At 66.4% G+C, this 23910-nt stretch carries 27 protein-coding genes and 1 pseudogene; 14 read left to right on the top strand and 14 right to left on the bottom strand.

What is annotated here, in order from left to right:
• Positions 1 to 131 (top strand): annotated as a pseudogene (locus tag A5688_RS27455) (thioredoxin-disulfide reductase); the annotation flags it as partial.
• 5 nt (positions 132 to 136) lie between these two features.
• Here the strand turns inward: A5688_RS27455 and A5688_RS22350 are convergent.
• Both A5688_RS22350 and A5688_RS22345 read right to left on the bottom strand, forming a co-directional pair.
• Positions 137 to 547: a nitroreductase family deazaflavin-dependent oxidoreductase gene (locus tag A5688_RS22350; RefSeq protein ID WP_067912560.1), complete on the bottom strand. Its 411-nt coding sequence runs from the start codon at positions 545 to 547 to the stop codon at positions 137 to 139.
• A gap of 15 nt (positions 548 to 562) precedes the next feature.
• Positions 563 to 1876: a cytochrome P450 gene (locus A5688_RS22345; protein ID WP_067912557.1), complete on the bottom strand. Its 1314-nt coding sequence runs from the start codon at positions 1874 to 1876 to the stop codon at positions 563 to 565.
• A 121-nt stretch (positions 1877 to 1997) separates the two neighbouring features.
• Between A5688_RS22345 and A5688_RS22340 the strand changes: the two genes are divergently transcribed.
• From A5688_RS22340 to A5688_RS22330, 3 genes are all read left to right on the top strand, one after another.
• The gene (locus A5688_RS22340) at positions 1998 to 2663 is read left to right on the top strand and encodes a TetR/AcrR family transcriptional regulator (protein WP_067912554.1); all 666 of its coding nucleotides are present in this window, start codon (positions 1998 to 2000) and stop codon (positions 2661 to 2663) included.
• A 12-nt stretch (positions 2664 to 2675) separates the two neighbouring features.
• The gene (locus A5688_RS22335; protein WP_067912551.1) at positions 2676 to 3314 is read left to right on the top strand and encodes a TIGR03085 family metal-binding protein; all 639 of its coding nucleotides are present in this window, start codon (positions 2676 to 2678) and stop codon (positions 3312 to 3314) included.
• A gap of 187 nt (positions 3315 to 3501) precedes the next feature.
• Entirely contained in the window at positions 3502 to 4320 is an 819-nt protein-coding gene (locus tag A5688_RS22330; RefSeq protein ID WP_067912548.1) for a lysophospholipid acyltransferase family protein, read from the top strand.
• Here A5688_RS22330 and A5688_RS22325 read toward each other — a convergent pair.
• Both A5688_RS22325 and A5688_RS22320 read right to left on the bottom strand, forming a co-directional pair.
• On the bottom strand, positions 4317 to 5702 hold the full coding sequence (locus A5688_RS22325) for an FAD-binding oxidoreductase (RefSeq protein WP_067912546.1): 1386 nt from the start codon (positions 5700 to 5702) through the stop codon (positions 4317 to 4319). The genes A5688_RS22330 and A5688_RS22325 overlap by 4 nt on opposite strands.
• Positions 5703 to 5810: 108 nt before the next feature.
• Entirely contained in the window at positions 5811 to 5996 is a 186-nt protein-coding gene (locus A5688_RS22320) for a hypothetical protein (protein ID WP_067912543.1), read from the bottom strand.
• A gap of 364 nt (positions 5997 to 6360) precedes the next feature.
• On the opposite strand from A5688_RS22320, the gene A5688_RS22315 reads away from it, so the two are divergent.
• The gene (locus A5688_RS22315) at positions 6361 to 7836 is read left to right on the top strand and encodes a serine/threonine-protein kinase (protein WP_067912540.1); all 1476 of its coding nucleotides are present in this window, start codon (positions 6361 to 6363) and stop codon (positions 7834 to 7836) included.
• 175 nt (positions 7837 to 8011) lie between these two features.
• Here the strand turns inward: A5688_RS22315 and A5688_RS22310 are convergent, their stop codons facing one another.
• Positions 8012 to 8791 carry an SDR family NAD(P)-dependent oxidoreductase gene (locus A5688_RS22310; protein WP_067912536.1) on the bottom strand — a complete coding sequence of 260 codons (780 nt, stop codon included), beginning with the start codon at positions 8789 to 8791 and terminating at the stop codon, positions 8012 to 8014.
• A gap of 28 nt (positions 8792 to 8819) precedes the next feature.
• The gene (locus A5688_RS22305; protein WP_067912533.1) at positions 8820 to 9248 is read right to left on the bottom strand and encodes a DUF1707 domain-containing protein; all 429 of its coding nucleotides are present in this window, start codon (positions 9246 to 9248) and stop codon (positions 8820 to 8822) included.
• Positions 9249 to 9311: 63 nt separating this feature from the next.
• Here A5688_RS22305 and A5688_RS22300 point away from each other — a divergent pair, with 63 nt between their 5' ends.
• Positions 9312 to 9920: a TetR/AcrR family transcriptional regulator gene (locus A5688_RS22300; protein ID WP_067912531.1), complete on the top strand. Its 609-nt coding sequence runs from the start codon at positions 9312 to 9314 to the stop codon at positions 9918 to 9920.
• Positions 9921 to 9924: 4 nt separating this feature from the next.
• Here A5688_RS22300 and A5688_RS22295 read toward each other — a convergent pair whose 3' ends face one another.
• Positions 9925 to 11193, bottom strand: coding sequence for a cytochrome P450 (locus tag A5688_RS22295; RefSeq protein WP_067912528.1), 1269 nt, complete (start codon positions 11191 to 11193; stop codon positions 9925 to 9927).
• Between the two features lie 157 nt (positions 11194 to 11350).
• Here A5688_RS22295 and A5688_RS22290 point away from each other — a divergent pair, with 157 nt between their 5' ends.
• Positions 11351 to 11803, top strand: a complete 453-nt coding sequence (locus A5688_RS22290; RefSeq protein WP_067912525.1) for a VOC family protein — start codon at positions 11351 to 11353, stop codon at positions 11801 to 11803.
• A 176-nt stretch (positions 11804 to 11979) separates the two neighbouring features.
• Here the strand turns inward: A5688_RS22290 and A5688_RS22285 are convergent, their stop codons facing one another.
• From A5688_RS22285 to A5688_RS22265, 6 genes are all read right to left on the bottom strand, one after another.
• Positions 11980 to 12480, bottom strand: coding sequence for a hypothetical protein (locus A5688_RS22285; protein ID WP_067912519.1), 501 nt, complete (start codon positions 12478 to 12480; stop codon positions 11980 to 11982).
• A 210-nt stretch (positions 12481 to 12690) separates the two neighbouring features.
• Positions 12691 to 13161 (bottom strand): hypothetical protein, encoded by a 471-nt coding sequence (locus A5688_RS22280; RefSeq protein WP_067912516.1) that lies wholly within the window; start codon positions 13159 to 13161, stop codon positions 12691 to 12693.
• Between the two features lie 80 nt (positions 13162 to 13241).
• Entirely contained in the window at positions 13242 to 13493 is a 252-nt protein-coding gene (locus tag A5688_RS27085) for a hypothetical protein (protein WP_082955144.1), read from the bottom strand.
• 190 nt (positions 13494 to 13683) lie between these two features.
• On the bottom strand, positions 13684 to 14532 hold the full coding sequence (locus A5688_RS22275; RefSeq protein WP_067912513.1) for an SDR family NAD(P)-dependent oxidoreductase: 849 nt from the start codon (positions 14530 to 14532) through the stop codon (positions 13684 to 13686).
• 46 nt (positions 14533 to 14578) lie between these two features.
• Positions 14579 to 15856, bottom strand: coding sequence for a hypothetical protein (locus tag A5688_RS22270; protein WP_242660335.1), 1278 nt, complete (start codon positions 15854 to 15856; stop codon positions 14579 to 14581).
• Positions 15857 to 16026: 170 nt separating this feature from the next.
• Entirely contained in the window at positions 16027 to 17622 is a 1596-nt protein-coding gene (locus A5688_RS22265; RefSeq protein WP_242663221.1) for a serine/threonine-protein kinase, read from the bottom strand.
• A 243-nt stretch (positions 17623 to 17865) separates the two neighbouring features.
• Between A5688_RS22265 and A5688_RS22260 the strand changes: the two genes are divergently transcribed.
• From A5688_RS22260 to A5688_RS22250, 3 genes are all read left to right on the top strand, one after another.
• Complete coding sequence (locus A5688_RS22260; RefSeq protein WP_067912504.1) at positions 17866 to 18384, top strand: carboxymuconolactone decarboxylase family protein; 519 nt, start codon at positions 17866 to 17868, stop codon at positions 18382 to 18384.
• Complete coding sequence (locus tag A5688_RS22255) at positions 18381 to 18926, top strand: carboxymuconolactone decarboxylase family protein (RefSeq protein WP_067912501.1); 546 nt, start codon at positions 18381 to 18383, stop codon at positions 18924 to 18926. The genes A5688_RS22260 and A5688_RS22255 overlap by 4 nt, the downstream gene beginning before the upstream one ends.
• 75 nt (positions 18927 to 19001) lie before the next feature.
• Positions 19002 to 19544 carry a TetR/AcrR family transcriptional regulator gene (locus A5688_RS22250; RefSeq protein WP_082955146.1) on the top strand — a complete coding sequence of 181 codons (543 nt, stop codon included), beginning with the start codon at positions 19002 to 19004 and terminating at the stop codon, positions 19542 to 19544.
• Here the strand turns inward: A5688_RS22250 and A5688_RS22245 are convergent.
• Positions 19524 to 20696 carry an acyl-CoA dehydrogenase family protein gene (locus tag A5688_RS22245; RefSeq protein ID WP_067912495.1) on the bottom strand — a complete coding sequence of 391 codons (1173 nt, stop codon included), beginning with the start codon at positions 20694 to 20696 and terminating at the stop codon, positions 19524 to 19526. The genes A5688_RS22250 and A5688_RS22245 overlap by 21 nt on opposite strands.
• A 59-nt stretch (positions 20697 to 20755) precedes the next feature.
• On the opposite strand from A5688_RS22245, the gene A5688_RS22240 reads away from it, so the two are divergent.
• The 4 genes from A5688_RS22240 (at position 20756) to A5688_RS22225 (ending at position 23894) form a co-directional block, all read left to right on the top strand.
• Entirely contained in the window at positions 20756 to 21535 is a 780-nt protein-coding gene (locus tag A5688_RS22240) for an Rv3717 family N-acetylmuramoyl-L-alanine amidase (protein WP_067912492.1), read from the top strand.
• A gap of 369 nt (positions 21536 to 21904) precedes the next feature.
• On the top strand, positions 21905 to 22573 hold the full coding sequence (locus A5688_RS22235) for a DUF4190 domain-containing protein (protein WP_067912489.1): 669 nt from the start codon (positions 21905 to 21907) through the stop codon (positions 22571 to 22573).
• Positions 22574 to 22645: 72 nt separating this feature from the next.
• A complete protein-coding gene (locus A5688_RS22230) occupies positions 22646 to 23311 on the top strand; it encodes a DUF4190 domain-containing protein (RefSeq protein WP_067912487.1) in 666 nt (221 codons plus the stop codon).
• A 10-nt stretch (positions 23312 to 23321) separates the two neighbouring features.
• Positions 23322 to 23894 (top strand): hypothetical protein, encoded by a 573-nt coding sequence (locus A5688_RS22225; RefSeq protein ID WP_068268276.1) that lies wholly within the window; start codon positions 23322 to 23324, stop codon positions 23892 to 23894.
• The last annotated feature ends 16 nt before the right edge of the window (positions 23895 to 23910 follow it).

Raw genomic sequence — 23910 nt, 5'->3', positions numbered from 1 at the left:
AGGCCGTCACCGCCGCGGGCAGCGGCTGCTCGGCCGCCATCGACGCCGAACGCTGGCTCGCCGACCACGAAGAAACCGACGTCGACGCTACCGTCACCTCGGCGGTAGGCCGAGAGCCGTTGCGTAGCTGAGTTTTTCAGGCTACGTCGGCGACGAGAACGCCCATCCGGCGCAAACCCAGCCGCGCGACGAACGGCAGGCCGTTGCCCTCGGCGCCGGTGGGCAGTACCCGCAGGTTGGTGATGTGCACGTCGCGGTTGCGCATTTCTAGATCCGCCTCGCCGGCGGCCAGCAGGTTCTTGACCCAGTCGGCCTTGCCGTGGCCCAACAAGATTGCGACGACATTGCCTTTGCGATAGGCGTTCACCACGGTGCGATAGGGCTTGCCCGACTTGCGGCCGCGATGGTTGACCACCACGAACGTCGGCAGGAAGCGTGCCACCCGCCGCATGACCGGGTTCATGTACTTCATCTGCAGCCGGTCGATCCAGACGGGAAACAGCATCGGCAGGCCGGGGGCGCTGTTGGGATGATCCTTGGGGGACATGGCAACTCCTGAGCTCTAGACGGGCAGGGTGGCGGAAGTCGTTCTGCGGTGACCGAGCTGGGCCGGCAGCCGAGTGTATCCGTGCAAGTTGATCAGCCCGCGCCGCTGCGGGGGAGCGGTGAGGCGCAGATCGGGGAAGCTTTCGAAGAGTGCACGCAGCGCGGTCGCGCCTTCGATGCGGGCCAGGGCGGCACCGAGGCAGGCGTGGATGCCGGACGCGAACGCCAGGTGCTCGCGCGCATTGGGCCGGGTGATGTCGAATTTGATTGGGTCCGTGAAGATTTTCGGGTCACGGTTGGCGCCGCCGAGGAATAGCGCGACCATGTCGCCGGCGGCGATGTGGGCTCCGGCGATGTCGACGTCGCAATGCGGGGTGCGTGCGGTCATCTGCACCGGGCTGGCGAGCCGCAGGATCTCCTCGACGGCGTTGGGCCACAGGTCGGGGTTGTCGTGCAGCATCGCCAACTGCTCGGGATGCTGCAGCAGCAGCACGATCCCGTTGCCGATCAGGTTCACCGTGGTTTCGAAGCCGGCGCCGACGATCAGGGCGGCGTTGGCGGTGAGCTCGTGGTCGGTCATGGAGCCGTCGGCGGCCATGCGGCCGAACGGATTGTCGCTCCGCTCGCCGGCGCGCAGCTTGTGAAAGTGCTCGAGCAGGTAATCGTCGGCGCCGCGCAGGCCGTCGATGGCGTTGCGATAGGTCTTCCAGTCGATGCCGATATCGAGCAGCGGGGCGCCGCAACGGCCCCATTCCAGCATGCGCGGATAGGAATCGGCCGGCAGGCCAAGGATTTCGGCGATGATCGCCACCGGCAGTTGCGTCGCGAAGTCGGCGATCAGGTCGGGCTGCCGTGCTGCGGCGATCCGCTCGATCAACTCCATGGTCACCTCGACGACCCGGGTGTCCAGCGAGTCGATGGCGCGCGGGGTGAAGCTTTGGGCCACCAGTTGCCGGTAGCGGGTGTGATCGGGCGGATTCACGATCACCATGGCGGGTGGTTCCACCGGATTGGCCACGCCCGGATCGGTTTTCGCGATCAGCGCCGTCAGTGGTCGGGGCAACTCCATTTCGGTGGGCGCGGTGACGCCGAAGCGCTTGTCGCGCAGTATTTGTCGGCACACCGCGTGGTCGACGCTGGCCCACACGAACGGCGCCCGCATCAGGGGTCCGCGCTCCCGGATCTCCTCCATCAGCGCGTAGCGGTCCTCGCCGGAGCGGTCGGTGCGCAGCATCCGGGCCAGCGGGTTGCCGCGGCGGGCCTGAACGGCGAAGTAGGCCCGCGGTACGCCGTGCATGGCCGCCCATCGCGCTCTGAGTCCGACACGCATAACGTCCCCTCCCGAACGGCCAACCTAGGCATCGGACGTGCGATACAATGAGACTCTCAATGTCTCACACGCTTCGATCGCTACGCTACGACGACCGCCACGAACGCGCAAGGAGGGATGAATGACCTCGACGCGAACGGCGGAGTTCGTGCGGCGCCTCACCGAACCCGATCCCGTTGTCCTTGCCCAGATCGACAATCCCGACGAGATCACCGCCCGCATTCTGGCCGCCACCATCGAGCAGGCCGAACTCGTGGGGATGCGTCGGATCACCATGGAAGACGTCGCGCGGCGCAGCGGCGTCGGGCGCGCCACCCTGTATCGGCGGTTTCCGACCAAGGCCGCACTCGTCGACGCCGTGGTGCTCGCCGAGGCGCGCCGCTTCCTCGAGGGCGACGCGCAGGCCTGGGCGCGTGGCGCGACGTTCGAAGAGCGCATGGTCAACAGCACCGTGTTCTCGGTGACGTTCATGCGGGAACACGCCCTGCTCAAAAAATTGCTGCGCACCGAGCCCGAGACGATCCTGCCCAGCCTGACCGTCGACGCGGGTGCCATCCTCGACTACGCGACCGAGCACGCCGTGGGGCTGTTGCGCACCGAGCTCTACGGCACTTCGAAAACCACCAAGGCCCAGGAGCGTCACCTGCGCACCGTCGCGGAGCTGCACACCCGACTTACGTTGTCGTTCATCGTGACTCCGCACACCAGCATCAATCTGGCCACCATCGACGACACCCGCACCTACGTGCGCAACTACCTGATGCCGATGGTCACGGGGTCGAGCTAGCCGGTTGTCGTGATGGCCGATCTTCCCCTTGACGCGCAGGAACGCCTGGCGCTCTGCGATCTCTTCGAGGTGCTCGGCCCTGCCGCGCCCACGCTGCTCGACGGCTGGACCGCGCATGATCTCGCTGCCCACCTCGTGTTGCGTGAGCGGGATGTCCTTGCCGGTCCGTGCCTGGTGCTGTCCGGACCGTTCCAACGGTTCGCCGAACGGCGCCGGGCCAGATTGGTTCGGCGCAAGGACTTTCCGTGGCTGGTCGGCCGACTCCGCTGCGGCCCGCCCGTCGGGTTCTTTCGCATCGGCTGGGTTCGCGACATGGCGAATCTCAACGAGTTCTTCGTGCACCACGAGGACGCCCGCAGGGCGAATGGATATGGGCCGCGGTTCTTTTCGCCCGAGATGGATGCGGCGTTGTGGCGCAACGTTCGTCGCGGCGGCCGGTTTTTGAGTCGGCGGCTGCGAGGATGCGGGCTCGAGATCGCGTCGGCCGACGATCGGGTGACGGTCCGGCCGGGTGCACCGGCCGTTCGACTCGCCGGGGCGCCGGGGGAGCTGCTGCTGTATCTGTTCGGGCGTCAGGCTGCCGCGCGGGTCGAGGTGAGCGGGCCGCCCGACGCCGTGGCGGCGCTGGGTCGCACGCACTTCGGGATGTGAGTCTCGCCTTCAAGTCACATTGGCCACACCGGCCTCCGGCGGAGGGAATGTGTTCTGTGCCCGCCTCTGAGCGACAACGGCGGCGTCGCGCAAATGTGTCGCTGGAAGGCGGGCAAAAACGTCCGTCATCGACGGCACCGCGGCGTAGCATCAACTTCCTCAGGGATCGGTGAGCTGGCAAAGGCGCATGAGCGACACCCGCAAAGACCTGACCGACGTCGACAAGTGGGACCGCGGTCTGACCGAACATGTCGTCGGCCTGACCCGGCCGATCGTCAAGCACTATTTCCGTTCCGAGGTTCGCGGTCTGGAGAACATTCCGGAGGGCGCGTCTTTGGTGGTGGGCAATCATTCCGGCGGCATCCTCACGTTCGACCTGTCGGTGTTCGCCGTCGCCTATTACGACGCCTTCGGGTACGACCGCCCGTTGTACGCGCTTGGCTTCGACACACTTTTCTCCGGACCGGCCGCCGAGTTTTTCCGGCGGACTGGGGTGATCCGGGCGACGCGCGAGAACGCCGCCAAAGCGCTGGCCACTGGTGCCGTCGTGTTGGTCTTCCCGGGCGGCGACTACGACGTCTACCGACCGACTCTGCGGGAGAACGTCATCGACTTCGAAGGTCGCACCGGCTACATCACCACGGCCATGGAGGCCGGCGTGCCGATCGTGCCCGCCGTCTCCATCGGCGGCCAGGAAGAACAACTGTTCCTGAGTCGGGGCAAATGGCTATCGCGAGCCCTCGGGCTCACCTGGTTCGAGCGAAAGTTCTTCCGCACCAACATCTTGCCGATAACGATCGGATTCCCGTTCGGGTTGAGCGTCCTCGCGCCGGTCAACCTGCCGCTGCCCACCAAGATCGTCACCGAGGTGCTGGCGCCGATCGACCTCGCCGCCAAAATCGGTGAGGCTGCCGACGTCAAGAAGCTCGATGCCCACGTGCGCGGGGTCATGCAAAAGGGGCTCAAGGCCCTGGCCGCCCAGCGCCGCTTCCCGATTATCGGCTAGGCGTCTGCTGCGGCGAAGAGGACGTCGGGGTTGAGGATGCCCGCCGGGTCGAAGCTCGCCTTGATGCGGCGCATCAGGTCGACCTTGACCGGGTCCTCGAGCTCGATGAAATACGGGGCCTTGGCGCGACCGAGGCCGTGCTCGCCGGAGATCGCGCCGCCCAATTCCATTGCCAGCGCGAAGATGTCGGTCAACAGCTTCTTACGGATCGCCGGGTCCGGGCAGAAGATGGCCAGGTGCACATTGCCGTCACCGGCGTGACCGCAGCCCGCCGCGGCAGCGCCGGCCGCCGCGGCCAGAGCCCGTGCGCCGGATAGGAATTTCGGCATCGCGCCGCGCGGCACGACGGTGTCGATGAGGTCGTCGGCGTGCAGCGCCTTGAGCGTCCAAAATGCCTTCTCGCGCGCCTCGATCAGCTTGCGTGCCGAGCCGCCCTCGAGGACGTAGGCGTCCACCGCGCCCAGGTCGGCGAGCAGTTCTCCGGTCTTCTCCACGTCCTCATCTAGCCGGTCTGCGGTCCGATTCTCAAGCGCCACAACCAGATACGCCTGACAGCTGTCGCGGACGGCATCCGGCACGCCGAGCTCGAGGCTCTGGGTGTGGACGAGCGCGGCCATGGTCACGTTGTCGATGTACTCCAGGATGTAGGGCGCCAGGCCGCTGGCCAGGATCTTGGGCACCGCCTCCATCACCTGGTCGAAGTCGGTGAACGGGGCGAGCACGGTGGCGCTGTGGTCCAGGCGCGGATGCAGCTTGACGATCACCTCGGTGGCCAGGGCCAGCGTGCCCTCGGAGCCGACGATGAGCTGGGTCAGGTCGTAACCCGTCGAAACCTTGGCGATCTTGCCGCCGGTGCGGATGAGCTCGCCCGGGGGCAGCGCCGCCTGCAGCCCGAGCACGTTGTTGCGCGCGATGCCGTACTTGACCGCGCGCATGCCGCCGGCGTTGGTGCCGACGTTGCCGCCGACGCTGGAGGACAGCTCGCCCGGATGCACCATGTACCGCAGCCCGGTGCCGACGGTCGCATCGTCGAGTTCGGTGAGCGTCACCCCGGGTTGGACGACGGCGACCTGGTTGGTGACGTCGACCTCTAACACGGCGTTCATCCGCTCGAAGGAGATCAGCAGCCCGTCGGCGCGCGGGATCGCCGCGCCCGACAAGCCGGTTCCCGAGCCGCGGGCCGTCACCGGTACACCGTTGTCCGTGGCGGCCTTGAGCAGTTGCGCGACCTCTTCGGCGGTCGCGGGCTTGGCCAGGTATGCGGGTTTCTGCGGGGGCTTGGTCAGCACCTCGTCGTGCGAATAGTCCTCGGAAATGGCGTCGCCCGTGAGCAGGTTGTGCTCGCCGACGATCTGCGCGAACCGCACGGTCATGTCGGTCATCGAAGGCCTCACCTTCTTACGTGCCAGACAATTACTGTATCGACGGTGCGGCTCAACGCCGAAGAGGCCGACGAACAGCCGAACCGTAACTTGTCCAGCGCGAAGTGTTCAGCCCGTTCGGCGCAACCGTAGAACGTCGTGTACGACGCAACCCACTTGATCGGCGGCCTCGATGGCCGACAACGCCGGGTTGAGCAGGATCTGCATCTCTTCCGCAGTAAATGTCGGTTCGACGTCCCAGGGCGCTTCATCCCACCCGGCGTCGCTGAAGCCGGAAAACAAATCGTCGCGCATAAGCTAGCCTCACGAAAGATGGGGTAAGAGTGAATATTTCGCCGGCTGAGGCGTAAGAGAGGATCCATCACCGGCACTTGGTGGGGCTCCGTCGCCCAGCGAAAACGACTACTGCGTCAATAATACCGGTGCCAGCTTCAGACCGCGCGCCGTCAGACCGTCGGGACTGAGATGGCGCTTTGCCGCTAAGGTGGTAACGGCGCGGTTTCGCGCGGGCCGATGCCCTTAGGTAGCCGGTCGGCGGACAATAGCGGCCATCAGCGGCGTCCCGGTGTAGCGACACGCGTGAGGCTCCGCACGTTACGTCGACGCCCGATTCGGGAACCCGCGAGCTGGACTGTCTTAAGCAAGAAAGGATTGCCCATTGACTTCCTCGTCCCGCAGTTCGCGGCTCGGTACCCGGTTCGGGCCGTACGAGCTGCGATCACTGATCGGCACCGGGGCAATGGGCGAGGTCTACCGCGCGTACGACACGGTTAAGGACCGGATGGTCGCGCTCAAGCTATTACGTGGCGAGACGGCCGCCGACCCTGGCTTCCAGCAACGTCTTTGGCGCGAGTGCCGCAAGGTGACGGGGCTACGCGAGCAGCATGTCATCCCGCTGCATGACTTCGGCGAGATCGACGGGGTGCCGTTCATCGACATGCACCTGGTTGACGACGGGGGCAGCCTCAAGGACCTGCTGCGCGAGCAGGGTGCGCTGGAGCCATCGCGTGCGGCGTCGATCACCGCGCAGGTGGCGCGTGCCCTGGACGCCGCGCACGCCGCCGGGCTGGTCCACCTCGACGTCAAGCCCGAGAACATCCTGCTCACCCAAGACCACTTCACCTATCTGGCCGACTTCGGCATCGCCCAGGCCGCCGGCGACGACAAACTGTCGCGCACCTACATGGCGCCCGAGCGATTCACCACCGGACGCGTCGGGCCGCAGACCGACATCTATTCGCTGACATGCGTGCTCTACGAGTGCCTCACCGGCCAGCCGCCGTTCGACAGCGAGGACGCGGGGGAGCTGAAGCGCGCGCACATGTTGGCGCCGGCGCCCCGGCCCAGCATCATGCGCCGCGGCGTCGGCCGGGAGTATGACGAGATCATCACCCAGGGCATGGCCAAGCAACGTGCCGCGCGGTTCGCTTCCGCGGGCGAACTGGCCCGCGCCGCCAGCGAGGCGGTGTTCGCGGCGTACGAGCCGGTGGGCGTTGCGGCCGGCCGAAGCGGTCCCCCGAAGACACGCCCGCTGCCGGTGCTCGCTGCTCCGGAACTCGACGAGCCCGGTGGCGGGCTTGAGCCGCCTCCCGCGGCCGGGCGCTCGTGGCAGTGGCCGGCGATCGGCCGCACGCCGGTCGTGGTGACCGTCGTGGCGGCGGCGATGTTGATCGCCGGGCTGGTGTTGTCGGTGAATCTCGTTGGCGGCACTCATCACAACGCATCTCCGCCTGCCCAGACGGCACAGGCCGCGGCGCCCCCGGCCCCGACCACCCCGCCGCCACCGCTGACGCCGACGCTGTCGCGTCCGGTGAAGGGCGCCGACGGGTTGGGGTTCGTCGGCGAGACGGCCCGCTGCGACCCGGGCAATCCGCCGGCCGCGGTGTTGCGCACCGCGAAGTCGCTGGCGGTGGTGTGCCAAAACCTCAGCGGGAGTTACTACTACCGCGGTGAGCGGATCCGCGACGGCGCCCACATCGAGCTCTCCAACGCCGAGCGGGCCGACGACGGATTCGACGTCACCAATCCGGTCGACGGCGTGGTTTACGAGGTGCGTCCGTACCGGCTGCGGATCATCAGCTTCGGCCACGTCGATTCGTCCGAACCCGTGTTGCAGTTCGCGACGGCGTCGTAATCACCACGGGCGCAATATCACTCAGTTCGGCCCCATAGCTCACATGAGTAACGGTGTCCGGACATGAAACGACTCACGAACCCGCTAGCGAATGTGATAGCGCTTGTGAAAGTCGCTTATCGGTCCGGCACCGGCGCGTCGCACCCGTAACGCGGTGCTGCAGCGCGCTATTGCATCACCGGACCGGTGCATCGGCGGGCTTCAGCATCCGCCCGCTCATGAGGGCCGAGAGCCAACCGGGTCCGAGCCGTCCGCCCGTGGTCATCACCTTGTTGCGCCATCCGGGGACGACCACCGCGCGGCCCCGGTCCAGGCCGCGCAGCCCCGCGGCGACGACGGGCCCGGGCGCGGCGAGGTGCTTATAGACCGCGGTGTGCGAGACGTCGGACCCGAGCGCGTCCACGAATCCGGTGTGGGTGGGCCCGGGGCAGAGCGCGGTCACGGTGACGCCGGAGCCGCGGGTCTCGGCCCACAAGGCTTGGCTCAGCGACAGCACAAATGCTTTGGACGCGCCATAGGTTGCTTGATACGTGCCGGGCTGAAAGGCGATGGTGGAGGCCACGTTCAGGATGCCGCCGCGACCGCGGGCCAGCATTGCGGGCAGGACCGCGTGGGTCAGGCGGACCAGCGCATCGACGTTGACCGCGACCAGCTCGTGTTCGCGACGCCCGTCGATGTCGGCGAAGGGGCCGTAGGTGCCGAATCCGGCGTTGTTGACCAGCACGTCGATCGTCCGGCCGTTCAGGCGAGCGATCAGTTCCTCGACGCCGGCGTCGGTGCCGAGGTCGCCGACGACCAGTTCGACCTGGGTGCTATTCCCGATCCGCCGCTTGACCTGCTCGAGCCGGGCCTGGTCTCGCCCGGCCAGCACCAACGGGTGGCCGCGCTGCGCCAGTTGCTCGGCGAAGATCGCGCCCAGCCCGGAGCTGGCGCCGGTGACTACTGCCGTGTTCATGGCTGCTCCTGACGAAAAGTGTTGATTGCTAACGGGTTTGCTTGAGTTGCGATATCGACATCGCGTGGCTGATGAGGCCGATTCCCGCGCCGAGGATGGGCCAGATCGGCCAGAAGTAGGTCGCGTCGGTCGTCATGGCGACGGCCGCCCAGACGGTGAGCACGATGACGACCATGGCGAGGTACGCGGCCAGGTGAGCGCGCAGTCCGCGACGGGCCGCGGCGATGCGCGCGGCGCGCCGGCGGGGGTCGTGACGCCGGATGCGATCGAGCGGCAGGTCGGCGACGAGGTCGCGTAGTTCTTGGGCCGTGTGCGTCTGGAAGGCCGCTTGCAGCCGTTGGTCGTACTCGTCCACCTGCAGGTAGCCCTGGGCGAGTGCCTGGCCGAGCAGGTCGGCCGTCTTCTCCCGGTCGCGGGTGCCGGCGAGCGTAGATGTGGTTTCAAGCAGATTCGACATGTCGTCTCCTTGGTCGCCGATGTGAATAGCATTAACATAGACCTTAATGTTAATGTCGTCAACATGTCGGTTAAGCGGTCGACCGTCCGGCGGCGTGAGAGCTATCACCACGGTGATCTCAAGCGCGCGCTGACCACCGCCGCGCTTTCGCTGGTGGCCGAGAAGGGGCCGAAAGGGTTCACCCTCACCGAGGCGGCGCGGCGCGCCGGGGTCAGCGCCGCGGCCCCGTACCGGCATTTCGCCGATAAGGCCGAGCTGCTGGCCGCCGTCGCCGAACAGGGATTCCACGACTTGCACGCCTCCCTCGCCGCGGCCGCCGAGCGCGCCTCGGATCCGAAGGAGCGCGTGATCGAGCTCGGCCGTGCCTATGTGCGCTGGGCCATTGCCCACCCCGATCACTATCAGGTGATGTTCGGGGCGGAATCGCTGAAGGCCGAGCAGCCGAGCATGGCGATGGCCGGCGCGCAGGCGTTCGGGGACCTACTCGACGCGATCACCACATGCCAGGAGGCGGGGATCATCGAGGATCGGGATCCCCGGGAGATGGCCGCGCCGCTGTGGTCGCTGGTGCACGGCATCGCGTCGCTGGCCATCGGGGGCCAATTGGGCGCCGTGGGGATCGATCAAGCTCCCGACGACGTCATCGCGGGCGTTGTGGCGCAATTGTTTTGAGCGATCACCACGGCCGTGACGTTTTCCGGCTGACTCCCGGCGTGAAGGCGACCGGAAGCTGACCCAGGCCGGTCATGCTCGGGTTGCCCAGGTATTGGTGGACGTTGTCGACGTCGACTTGGTAGTCGGGGATGCGGTCGAGGACGGCCTTGACCAGCACGCCGGACATCAGCCGGGCCAGGTGCGAGCCGATGCAGCGGTGCGGTCCCAGCCCGAAAGCGACATGGCGGTTGGGTGCGCGATCGAGAATGACTTCGTCGGGGCGGTCGAACTCGTTCTCGTCGTGGTTGGCCGAGAGCCAGCTGATGACGACTTTGTCGTTCTTGCGCAGGTGCTGCCCGTTGAGCTTGACGTCGTGAGTGACTGTGCGGCTGAGGGTTTGGTTGACCGAGAAGTAGCGCAGGAATTCGTCGGTGGCGGTGCGGTAGAGCTCGGGGTGGTCGATGAGTTGCTGTCTGATGTCGGGGTGGGTGCCCAGGTGTTGGAGCGTGAGCGCGGTTTGGGAGGTGGTGGTGTCGACGCCGCCGCCGATGAGGTTCCACAGGATGTTGAGCAGCTGTTCGTCGGTGAGGCGGTGGCCGTCGAACTCGAATTCAATGAGGAAGCTGGTCAAGTCTTCTCGCGCGTCGGCTCTCCGGGTGGCGGCGAATTCGAGGACCTCTTCCATCATTTTTGGGACTTTGGCGATGGCGTCGAGGTATTCCGGGCTGTCCTGCGGGACGGCCATGACGGAGTGAAATAGGTTGGCGTACAGGTGCCAGTTGTCGTAGGGCAGTCCCATCAGCTTCATGGTCAGGATGGCCGGGACCGGGCTGGCGTAGTCGAGCACCAGGTCCATGTGCCCGTCTTCGATTTTCTGGTCGAGGAACCAGTGCGCGGATTGCTCCATGAAGGGCTTGAGTTTCTCGACGGCGCCGGGGGAGAAGAACGGCGCCAGCGCGTGCCGTAGGGCTTGGTGGTAGGGGCCGTCGACCTCGCCGATTCCCAGGGCCGGCTGACCGTCGGGGCGTGGGACACCCATCTCGCCCTGGTAGTCGACGCCGTCTGCGGCGTTGGGCTCGTATTTGTGGGCGAAAGTTGCGCCGTCGCGGGCGGTTTGGCTCACGGCTTCGTAGCTGCTGAGGAACCAGAACCCGCCGTAGTTCTCGTTCCACGCCACCGGACATCGCTGCCGTAAGTCCGCGTTGACGATCAGCTCGTTGAGGTTGAACGCATCGGAATGATGGTCGAAATCAACGATCGCGTCGGCGCTGACGTTCGGACGTGTGGCCATCGAAAAGCCCTCCAAGCGAAGCGGTCTGCTTATTTGGCGGTGGCGGTCGCTTATTGCGTTATCTTTGCATTATTACGTGTTTGAGCTGCACGGCGGAAGCGGCTTCTAAGTCGGTCGGCATGGCCGCAGTGGCCCGACTTCCTGCGGAAAGGTTGTCATGACGAGCCATCGGACGGTTTTCAATCACGTTGGGTTGTGCATCACGGATCGCGAGCGGTCGCGGCGGTTCTACGAGGGCCTGCTGGGGTTTCAGTTCTGGTGGGAACTCGACCCGCCGGACGGCCCGACCTCCCAGCTGGTGGGGCTGCCCGAGCCGCTCGGCGTGCACGCGACGTATCTGGTGCGGGATGGGTTTGTGCTCGAGCTCATGGACTACTCGAAGCGTCAGGTTCACGCTGGCTCGGAGCGGGTCATGGATCAGATCGGGCTGACGCACATCTCGTTTTCAGTGTCTGACCTTCCCGGCGTGTTGGCTCGGGTTGCGGAATTCGGGGGAGCGGTGGTCGATGCGACCGTGGGTGAGGCGATGGCGATGATCCGGGATCCGGACGGGCAACTTTTGGAGTTGCTTTCGGATGGGTGGCTTTCGGCGTTGCCGCCGCGGGCGTAGTCAGGTTTGCGCTGCAGTTATGATTCGACTATTGCGCCGCGCCGACGTGCGCTTCGCTGCGCCCACCGGCTAGCTCGCGCGGTATGTCGCATAACAAAAGTTTTGCGACAGGTGGCGTGGCAAGATCTACTCGCCACAAGCCACCGTTGCAGGATTCGCACGTTCGCTTAACCGAGCTAATCGATTGGGTCCGAGAAGTATGAGCTTGTGTGCTGGTACTGCTCTGTCGCCGACCACTGAGCGAGTGCGTCGTCGAACTGCTTCCGCAGACGTACGAGCGATGACGCGCCGTCGACTTGATGCGCTTGGTCGATCTGCTCGACGGAACTAAGCAGGTGGCTCCATGCCTCACGCGCGTGCCCGATCAGGTCGCACAAAAGGCTTGCCCTCGCCCGGTCGAGCCGAACGCCGCCCGCAAGGTTGGCCCCTGCCGGGGTTGGGTGTCCAGCGAGTTCGCAGTGGCCGGAGTAGTCCTTCTGTCGGTAGTCGTTCTCGACATCGCGGTAGATGTTGGATGGTTTCCAAAATCGTTCTCTTTCGTCCTTCGTGGACTCCACCCATACAACGATCGAAGCTGGGTCGTTCGCGAATTTCCACAAAATGAACTCGGATTCCACAATCTGCCTCAGCAGGGTCCATGCTGGGTAGAGGTTGTTGTGGTAAACGAGTTGCACCACTCCACCAGCGAGGGTGCCGACAATAACCGATACTCGTGCGATTCCATCGAATGCGACTCGGGCTGGTTCTGGCAGAACTTTATCTTGCGACCGCTCTCTCAGACGGTGCGCCGCTTCCGTAAGCATCCCGGCGAACGTGTCTACGGTTTTCAGCCTCAGTCTTTGCAGCTTTGGGTCGGCTGCATACTCGTCGGCCGCACGTTCAACGCTTTATCGGTCAAACAACTGAACGCTATCTCCTTGCTCTTTCAATTGATTTCGGAGCCGAGCGACGACGGCGTTCCTGTGGATGTTCCGAATGGCTGACAGTTCGGTAGCCGCACCTGTTGCAACTTCCTGCGCAGTAAGCGCCACCAGGATTGAATTGATCGGCAGTTGCGGCGGCATGCGACCTGATACGAACGTGGGTAGAAATTCTTCCATGTAGCCCCAGTAGTCGGAGACGGCTGGGTCTGCGTGAATTGCGGCCTTCTCTAATGCGCTTTCAAGGGTGCCTTCCGTGGCGTCACGGAGCTGCCGGAGCAAGATCGCCGCAACATGGATGAGCGGGTCTGCGCACGCAGCGGCAGCGTCGGCATCCTGGTCAGCGCAGGCCCGGTCGAGACTCTCACCCTGCTGTCTCAGGTGGCCGGTCAAAAGGCGGACGCCCCGCTTTGTTTGTGTGAGCTGGTGCTTGTTCACACGACCAATGGTCGCACCGACGTCCGACGTAGAGCCAACCATTTACTGTGGGACGGTGGTGGAAAATCCACTGTTAACAGTCAATCCGCGCAACTTCCGCGGGGGCGTATGCCCTTAGCTTGAATCGCCAACAACTTCCCTGTGCTGTCCTCAGCAGCCAAGTCCATGCCGGCGTTGCCGCCCCATCGGGCCCTCCACTCGTCCCACAGCCAGACGTGGCGAAGTTCGTGTTTGTAGACCGGGTCGTTGATCCACCATTGGCAGATGTGCTCGAACTGTGAAGGGGAGTGTGCCGGGTTGGGCCGGGCTCGGTTGCGCGTTGTCGACGCCAAACGCTGGCCGCCGACGTCGTGCGGTTCCGGATTGAAGGCGAGACGATCCCGACGGGGCGCTATTGAAAAGCCCGACCAGCATCGCCTGGGGCGGGCAGGATATGCGCGACATCTACGTCGGCTCGATCACGACGCCGTACGTGCTTAAGGGGAGAAGCTCGGTGCCCGGCCTCCCGCTAATCCATCAGCGCTAGCCGCCCGACGGCCCGGGCCTCATGAAGTCCGGCAGCGCGTCTTCCGGGTTGGCCGGGATCTTCGATTCGGACAGTCCCCACAGCTGCCGAATGGTGGCACCGCCGTCGACGACGAGTGTCTGACCGGTGATGCGGGCAGCCAGCTCGGAGGACAGGAACAATGCGGCGTTGGCGACGTCATGCGCGCGGGGCGCCGCCAACGGATTGATGCCATTGACGGCGTACTCATTCGGCGGCTGATCTTCGTTGCCTGAGCCCACGTTGCCCGGCGCGACCGCGTTGGCGCGAATGCCGTAGCGGCCCAATTCATCCGCGAAGGTCTTGACCAACGAGATGACGCCGGCCTTGGCGGCGCCGTAGGCGGCGTGGTAAGTCGCCGAGGCGATGCCGTCGACCGACGCGATCGCCACCAGCGATCCACCGCTGCCCTGGGCGATCATGTACCTGGCCGCGGCCTGAAAGAGGTAGAACACCTGAGTGAGGTTGTAATGAATTGTCGCATCCCACAATTCGGTGGTGAAGTCCTCGACCTTCGACCAAGTCGCGCCGCCGATGATGTCGACGCACACGTCGATACCGCCCAGCGCCGCCTCGACATCGTCGATCGCCCGACCGACCTGCTCGGGGTCGGTCATGTCGGCGACGATCGGGATGGCAGTGCCGCCCCGGCCGACTATCTCGCCGGCAATCTGCTCCGCGCGTTGCTCGTCGATATCGATGCAGGCCACCGAGGCACCCGCCTCGGCAAGAGCCAACGAAGTGAACCAGCCGTGACCCGCACGCTCCGGGATGTAGCCGGCGCCAGACACCACCGCACGCTTGCCCGACAGTCCCAAATCGATCACGCCGACCTCCGTTGCGCCCCAACCAGTCCGCGGCGCCACCACGCAGTCAGCACGCCGACTGTTGCTCCTCGAGTCCAGAGCTGCTCGCCTGAGAGCCATCATCGTCATGTCCGCCCCGGAACGGCCCGGCCACCTGCCCGCCCAAGAAAACGAGCCCCCTGCCCACCGCGACGAGCACCTGGCCCGTAATGCTTCCGACAGCCTCGACCGTGGCCAACGCAGCGTCCAACACGCTCGGAATGTGGAAGTCCTCCCACGTCTCCACCTGGTGCTGGCGGGCTTTCGCAAAGTGGTCGAGCTCGTCGCGCAGCGCGCCGCGCTGTTTGGCGAGCTCTCGCACCGCCCAGAACCGGAAGCCGTCAATGGCCTCCGTCTTGCCGAACCGGTCGAGGACTTCCTTTGCGCTCCGGTAAATCTCGAGGTCTTCGCGCAGATGGTGGTCGACGAGCTCGCGAGCTTCGTCGATCGCCCGCAGCAAGTGCTCGGGTTGCGTGGACTCGATGCGGGCGAGGTTCAGACGCTGCCATTGGTGCAGCGCTTCCTCGGCGATCACCAGCAGACTCAGGGTGTCGCCAAGCCTGTTCTCGCTGATGGCATTTCGCAGCTTCCCGGCGCGCTGCTGCACGGCCTGCGTGTGATCGAAGGACGCCAGAATGCGCTGGACGTGGTTGCGTAGCTGCTCGACGGTCACGTTGAGCGCCGGCCCCAGGGCGGCCACCGAATCCCAGTACGCCTCGGGCAGCGACCCGTATTTGTCCAAGGAGTCGACCATCCGCGAGATCGTCAGGCTGGTGCCCAGGACGTCACCGGCGCGCTGCGCCCGGGCGACTTCGAGCACCGATTCGACTTTGTCCTCCACCCGCCGGACGGCGTCTTCCACCTCGGCGACCGCGGACTTCAACGCCATCTGCACCGCGATCATCTGCGCCGACAGCATCACCTCCGGGCCGAGCAGTTCCGGTCGCCAGTGCAGTTGCGCCAAGAGCTGGCCGGCGTCGGCGCCCGTCGTCAGCCGAAAGAAACCGTCGGCGACGGGCACCAGATTGCCGTCCTTCAACGCGTCCAGGCTGTCGCGCTGCAACTTGACGTACGTGCCGGAATCGGCCAGTAGCGCCGCCAGCCCGGCGATCGCCGCGTTCGCGAGCGAGGCGCTGTCGATGCCAGCGACTCGGATGGCGTGGCCGGCTACCGCGCGCAGCCGGATCAGATAGGACTCGACGGCGGCGGGATCACCACCCAGCAGCAGGGACTCATCCTGGCGCGACACCACGACCTCGTCGGCATCGGTTGTCGCCGACACGTCGGACATCTCGGATGTGCTCACGACGCCCCTAATGATCCGTCGGCATGGCGGCATACCGAGAATGAGCAGGTCTTTGTCGGCTAGTGAGCCGAACGTTACACCGACGTTTCGCGCAAGCCTTTCAGTTCGCCGCGTGTTCGGGAGGAATTCACCCTCGTCGGGGAGGCGGAGCGCACCGAGACTTCACCGGATCAGTTGTATGCCGTACTTCCCGGTTCGCGATGGGTCGTGCTGACAAGCTTGGCGGCGCAGTGGTCGCGGTCGAATCCTTGGTAGCGGCACCACGCCAGCGCCCCCGCGGAGTCGGGGAATCTGATCCCGGCGATGGTGACCCAGAAGTCCGTCGCCGAGAACGTCGACCAGTCACCCGACCAGAGCAGTCGCACGTCGGGGTAGCGCTGCCGCAGCTGCAGGTGTTCCTGCAGCGTCGAGGCGTTGTCCCACACGATCCCGTTGTCGCGGACACCGGGGCGCTTCGAGCTGAGCTGGGGGACCCACCAGTCGGAGAGCTGGGCGTACACGAAGGACCGGTCGTCGTTGGCGATCTGGCGCAGTTGGAGCACCGGGTCCAGCGTGGAGGGCGTTACGGGCGCCGGCGGCGCGGCGGTCACGGTCGTGGGCACCTGAAGCGTCACGGTGGAGGGAACCGGGACCGACTGCGTCGGGTACTGCTGCGGCGCCGGAAACGACGGTTCCGGATAGTTCGTCGGGGCGGCCACCGTGGGCGGCGAGGGCTGCGGGCCGGAACTTTGCGTGGCGACAAGGCCGACGCCGACGCCCACACCGACCACCAGCACCGCCACGGCGATCGCGATCGCGGCCACAATCGCCAACTGGCGTGAGCCGCGGCCCTGCGTTTCGGCCGCAGGGGTGGGAGTTGCTGGGGGAGGGGCGTTTTGGGCTTCGAAGGCCTCGTTGCTGAGCACGGGCGGAGGCTCGTTCAAGAGGTTGAACCGTGTCGTGGCCGCCGCATCGGCGGCAGGGGCGGCCGCGGGCGCCGGGGCAGGCGGTGCAGGAGCGGGCGCCGCGGGCGGCTGGGCGAGTGCGCGCTTGGCGGCGCGGCCCAGCGCCCCGGCGCTGCCGTACCGGTCGTCGGGATGCTTGGCCATCCCGCGCGCGATGACCTCGTCAAACGACGTGGGAACCGTGGCATTGACGTCGCTGGGCCGGGGCGGGGGTGTCAGCGTGTGCGCCTTGACGGCTTGTTGCGCAGTGCGGACCGGAAACGGTAAGGCGCCCGTCAGCATCTCGTAGAGCACACAGGCCAGCGAGTAGACATCGGCGGCCGGCGTGGCATCGTCCTCGTCGAATCGTTCCGGGGCCATGTATTCGAAACTGCCGATGTGGTAGCCCACCATCGTCAGTTGTGTCTCCCCGGCGGCTGCGGCGATGCCGAAGTCCAGCAGATAGGCGAAATCATTCGGCGTGATGACGATGTTCTGCGGCTTGACGTCGCGATGTACCAGCCCCGATGCATGGGCGGCGTCCAACGCCGACGCGATCTGCCCGACGATATCCGCGGCGCGCTGCGGGTCGAGGGCACCCTGCTGGAGCAGGTCGTGCAGCGTCTCGCCCTTGACCAGCCGCATGTCGATGTAGAGGTTGCCGTCGATCTCGCCCCAGTCGTGGATCGGGACAACGTGAGGTTCCTCGAGCGTGGCTGCGACCCGGCACTCGCGGAGGAACCGCATACGAAACTCTTCATCGTGGGCGTACCGGTCGGTGAGGACCTTCAACGCGACGGTCCGGCCTTTCTCGGAGTCGTAGGCCGCATAGACCTCCCCCATGCCGCCCTCGCCGAGCAACTGCCTGATTTCGTATTTGCCGAACTTGCTGCCGACGAGCGACACGGCATCCCTCCCTGCCTTGCATTGCCGCGGTCAGTATCTGTTGAGGGGGTGCGGCTGCGCAGGGGTTTTCCCGAGAAAACGTGGGCCTAGGCCCGAAATCGGGTGGTGGTGTCTGGACCGGTGAAGGCCGGGCGGGACCGGCGTGCCTTACCGTCCCTTGTGACGAGAAAGGAGTCGGCGATGACGCGCATGCCCTTGATCAGCACCGACCGGCAACCCGAGCGGATCCAGCAATTCATCGCACGTCCGGACACGCTCAACGTGCTGCGGCTGCTCGCCAACGCCCCCAACATCTTTGACGGATGGGCCCAGATGGCCGGCCAGTTGTTCGAAAGCCCCACCTTCACTCCGCGGATGCGCGAAGTGATCATCCTGCGGGTGGGCCACCTGCAGGACTCGCCCTATGAACTCGCCCAGCACGTGATCTTCGGCCGCGCCGCCGGGCTTAACGATCACGAGATCGACGCCCTGCTCGACAAGGGGGATCTGGACGCGGCCGGCTTCAGTAGCGACGAGCGCACCGTGATCGACACCGTCAGCGAGTTGTGCACCACCCGCCGGCTCGGCGACGACTCCTTCGCCGCGGCCCAAACCCTGCTCGGCGACGAGGCGCTCACCGAACTGCTGATGATCGTCAGCTGCTATTACGGCCTGGCGCTGGTGCTCAACGCCGTCGACCTGGACATCGAGGCGAAGTGACCCGCATCCCGTATCGCCGGCCCGAGGAGATGACCGACCTCGCCCGCGAATTGACCGCGCGGCGGGGCAATCTCAACGTCTACCGTGCACTGGCCAACGCCGAGAAGGTGTTCACCGACTGGATGGTGGCCGGTGACGCCGCCCTGAGCAGCCCGGTGCTGCCGAGACGGCTTCGCGAACTGATCGTGCTGCGCACCGCCTACCTGATGGACTGCGCCTACGAACTCGGGCAACACAGAGACGTCGCACAGACGGTCGGCGTCGGCACCGCCAGCATCGACGCCATCACCTCCGAGTCCGATTGGCAAAGAGGACAATTCGATGCCATCGAACTGGCGGTGCTGCAGCTGACGACCGAGCTGGTGACGACACGGCGGGTTGCGGCAACGCTTTTCGGCCAGGTGCACACGGCTCTCGGTTCGGAAGCCACGGTCGAAGCGTTGATGGTCATCGGCCGATATGCCGGGCTGGCGTTGATGCTCAACGCGCTCGACGTGGACCTCGATGACACCGCGAGACTTCCCATTCCGCCAACGAATTGAGAACGCTCCCGTATTCTCGACGGTGTGGTGCGAAAGCCGCCGTCGACCCGCCTATCAGCCGAGGACTGGCTCGAGGTGGGCTACACCGTTCTTGCCAACGAGGGAGTGCGCGCCCTCAAAGTCGAACGCCTCTGCCAGCAGGCGGGTGTCACCCGCGGCAGCTTCTACTGGCACTTCGAGGACATCGAAAAGTACCGGGCCGCACTCATCGACTCGTGGAACAAATTCCTCGAACGCGACCGCCAAGCGCTGTCCGAGCTCGACGCGCTGCCACCGCGGGAACGCCTGTTGGCCCTGACCGGCACCCTGGTCAGCCCCAAGTACTGGATGCTGGAGCGGGCGATGCGCGAATGGGCCCGCCTGGACCCGGTGGCCGCCGAGAACGTCCGCGCCGCCGACCGGCTGCTACTGCGCACCGTGATAAAGGCCTACAGCGATTACGGTTTCAGCCCCGAGGACGCTAGGTTGCGTGCCGAATTGACCTTTGCCGCGGGCATCGGGCTGCTGCACCTCACCACCTCGGCCGAGCAGGCCCAGTCGGTGGCACAACGCGAACGATTCCTGGCCCTGATGCTCGGGGAGGCGGGTACGGCCCGCTCAGACCATGGCGATGGGTGAGATCTTCGCGCCAATCGCCAACGCCCCGGCCAACTCTCGGCTCGTGTCGTAATCGAACACGACATGCCCCGCGGCGATGTCCACATCGCGCTTGGCGCGCTGCATGGGGTTGGACAAGAAGTGGGCGCTGGCGCCCGACGCCTCCATGAGATCGGCGATGATCGAACGGCTTTCGTGCACGACGCGTGCCGCGGCCAGTCGCGCATCGGCCCGCACCGATCGGCCCACCCGCTCTCCGCTGACCACGATCGCCTCGATGTCATCGGCGGTCGTGGCCACCAACGCCCGCAGTGAGCTCAGCCGCACCCGGGCCTCGCCCAGCCTGATCTGCGCGGCGGGCTGATCCTTTTGCGCCACCCCGCTGTAGGCCAGCACGCGCCCGGTGAGCCGTTCGGCGAACAGTTCGGTCACCCGTTCCGCGCTCCCGAGCACGGGCATCGACGCCGTCAGCGCCAGCGCCGGCACCATCGGCCACCGGTACGTCGCAACCCCGTGCTCCCGCGCGCCCGGTGCCGTCCCGCTGTAAATGTCGGCCACGGCGACCAATCGATGGTCCGGCACGAAGGCGTCGGTGACGACGAGATCGTGCGAACCGGTGCCGCGCATGCCGGCCGTGTGCCAGGTGTCGATGACCTCGACCTGCTCGGCGGGCAGCAGGGCCAGCGCGGGATCGATCCGGTCCGGACGCTCGATGAGCGCGCCCACCATTACCCAGTCGGCATCCATCGCACCCGTCGCCCACGCCCACCGGCCGGTCAGGCGCACCCCGCCGTCGGCGGGTACGCCGCGTCCGGTGGGGGCCAGGGGAGCCGGGGCCAGCACGGGACCCGACGCGAAGACCTCGTCCTGGACGCGCGGATCGAAAAGCGACAGGAACCAGTTGTGCAGCGCGTAGAAGCCCAGCGTCCAGGCGCTCGATGCGCAGCCATGCGCCATGCGCCGAATCGGTTGCAGCAGCTCGGGAAACGATGCTTGGATGCCGCCGTACCGGGCCGGCAGCAGCAACCGGAACAGGTCGGTCTGCCGGAAATCGCTGATCGTCTCCGCGGGCAGCCGCCGCAACCGTTCGGCCTCCTCGGCGCGTTCGGCCAGCCGCGCAACGAATTCGTCGGTGACGCCGTGCAGCGGGCGGCTTTCAACCACGTCGGACATGCCCCCGACCGTAACATACCTTTTAGTATGGCGAGAGGGCGGTTGCTACCATCGCGCCGATGAGTGCTCGCGCTGGTGGGCTGCGATCCGTTGCACGTCGCGACGTCCTGAAGATCGCCGGTGTCATGCCGGCGCTCTGGGGAGCCGCGGCGTTGCTGCCCGCCCCGCGCGCGGCGGCCGGGGTGGCCGGGATGTCGGTCTTCCTCGACCCGGGCCACAACGCCGTCAACGACGCGTCCATCAACCAGCAGGTCCCCAACGGCCGCGGCGGCACCAAGCCGTGCCAGACCTCAGGCGCGGCCGCCGACGACGGCTATCCCGAGCACGCGTTCACCTGGGCAGTGGTCGGATTGATCAATGATTCACTGAGCCGGCTGGGCGTTCGCACCCAGCTGTCGCGCGACAGCGACGGCGGCGTCGGCCCGTGCATCGACCAACGCGCGGCGTCGGCCAACGCCATGCACCCGGACGCGATCGTGAGCATCCATGCCGACGGCGGGCCACCATCCGGCAGCGGATTCCACGTCAACTACTCCAGCCCGCCGCTGAACGACGTTCAGGCCGGACCCGCCGTGCAGCTGGCGCATGCGATGCGGGATGCGTTGGTCCAGAACGGTTTCCAGCCGGCCAACTACATCGGCTCGGACGGCCTGTACGGCCGCGACGACCTGGCCGGGCTGAACCTGGCCCAGTACCCCGCGGTTCTGGTCGAACTCGGCAACATGAAAAACGCCGGCGACTTGGCGCAAATGGAAAGTCCGGACGGTCGGGCGAAATACGCCGCCGCCGTGACCCAGGGGATAGTCGCCTTTCTGAACTCCAAAGCCGCGACCGGCTAAGCCGCGAGCGGATGAGCTAACTGACCGGGACACCTCGAGCGCTGGCCAGCTAACGTTTGCATCCGGTTCAAGCTGGCTATCCGACATCGCAGTTAACACCGAGACAGACCGGATGGCGAATGCTGGGCCGCGACCTAAATTGCGCGCGTGCGCGGCGCAGCACTATATGTAGCAGTACCGAGAGGTGCTTCTGGTGGAAAAAGAGTGCGTCGTGGCTGCACCGACTATCTTGATTTGTTGCGGTTGGACGTCACAAGTTTCTGGGCATGTGGTGATGGTGCACGCCGCCGACTGGCGTTGATGGGGAATGGGATGGCGGTTGATGAGGGGGATGGGTGACCAGCTCCGGCCCTGCATCGAGGGGCACCGATGACATATAGCGGTGGTTATCAGGATCCGTTCGGTGCCGACCCTTTCGGGGGACAGCCCGGTGGCCAGGGGCCGGCATTCGGCCAGAACCAGCCTGGCCATTCACCCGCCGGAGGGTTTCCGTCGGGGCCGAAAACCAACACGTTGGCCACGCTGTCGGCCATCTTCGCGTTCGTCTTCGCGCCGGCCGGCGCCGCGCTGGGCCACGTGGCGCTGTCCCAGATCCGCCAGCGCCACCAGCGCGGCCGTGACCGCGCCATCTTTGGGCTGACGGCCTCGTACCTGATCATCGTGCTGGCGGTCGGCGGGCTGGCGGTGTGGTTGGCGACCAGCGGCGGATCGGATTCGAACCCGGTCAAGACGGCGGCTCCCAGCCCGTACGTGCCGCCGACGCCGCCGCGCACCACGGTGATCACCCCCCCGCCCGCGCAGCGCCCGAGCGTCTCGGTCAGCGACCTTCGGGTGGGCGACTGCATCGAGGTCCAGCAGAACAAGCCGGACCCGTCGGAGAAGGCGGATTTCATCACCATCTACCCGGTCAGGTGCGAGGTGCGCGAGGGCGTGCTGCAAGTGACCCAGCTGCTGTCGAACGACTCCTGCAAGACCCCCACGACGCTGTGGAACCACAACAAGACCGTGTACGCCTGCATCGTCGACTTCAAGGGTTGAGATGGGGCCGCACAGAGACGTCTGTCGTCGCACAACACAGCGGTTCGCCGCTATGGCCCAAGGGGTGAACTGATGTATCCCAGCGACGATCCGTTCGCGCCGCAGTCCGGCGACCCGTTCGGCGGACCGCCGCCGACCGTGTCGTACGGGGGTGCGCCGACGGCCCCGGTCGGCTACCCGGGTGCGCCGTTCGGCGGTCAGCCGCCGCGCGCGGACTACAACACGCTCGCGGTGCTCTCGCCCGTCTTCGGGGTGATCGTTCCGCCCGCCGGCATCGTGATGGGCCATCTCGCGTTGCCGCAAATCAATCGCAGCGGCGAGCGGGGACGCCCGGCTGCCATCGCCGGCCTGGTGATCGGCTACCTGATGTGTGTCCTGCTGATCCTCGGCGGCGTCTATTGGGGCACCCGCCCCAGCACTTCGACGCCGGCGACCGCGTCCAGTTCCGCTCTGCCCCGGCCACTGCCGCCCCGAACCATCACGTCGGTCGCGCCGCCGACCACGGTGCCGCGCGGCCCCAAGCTCGACCTGGCGACCGTGCCGATCGGCACCTGCGTGGAGCTTCAGCTGCGCAACAGCACGGGCAATGACGCGCTGGACCTGTTCGGCGTCGACTGCGAACACCGCGACGGGGTGTACACGGTTGCCGCGCGGGTGGGCTCGAGCAACCAATGCAACTCGGTATACGTGGCCGCGCCGCCCGACCGTTCCTTTGCCCTCTGCCTGAACCCGTATTGAGATACGAAAAATGAACGCACCCAACCCCTTTGACTTCAGCGACTTCGGCCCGGGCAGGCAGGCCCCGGCCGGTGGCGCTCAGCCGCCGGTGCAGGGGCAGCCGGGCGGGGGTCATTCGGGGGGATTCGATCCGTGGGCCAACCAGGGACCGGCGCGGCAGGGAGCTCCCGATGCTTTTGGCGGTCCCGGCGCGACACCGGCGTTCGACCCGACGGGTGGGCGTGACGCGTTCGGGCAACTCACCGCGAGCCCGGCGGGCGCCGGCGCGCTGACGACCGCGGGCCCGCCGCTGGTGTGGTTCGCGGTGGCGCTGGCGCTGGCGCTCGTCGGCGTGGCCCTGGCCGGCGCGAGCGCGGTGGGCGGCCCGATGATTGCGGCCGCGGTCGCGGGGTGGCTGTTGGCCGGGCCGCTGGCGATCGGTGCGCTGGCGGTGTTCAGCCGGGTCGACACCAGGCGTCGCACCGAGGCCATCTACTCGGCGCCCACCTGGACGTCGACGCTGTACTGGGTCGTGCTGGTCGTCTGCGTGATCGGGATCGCCGTGGGGGCCTGGCAGATCGCGCTGTGGGCGGGAACGCTGTAGTGGCCCACTCTTCCCG

This window comes from Mycobacterium mantenii, assembly GCF_001667865.1.
Lineage (GTDB): Bacteria > Actinomycetota > Actinomycetes > Mycobacteriales > Mycobacteriaceae > Mycobacterium > Mycobacterium mantenii_A.
The sequence above is the reverse complement of the archived record's forward strand: the minus strand, read 5'-3'. Positions and strand labels throughout refer to the sequence as shown.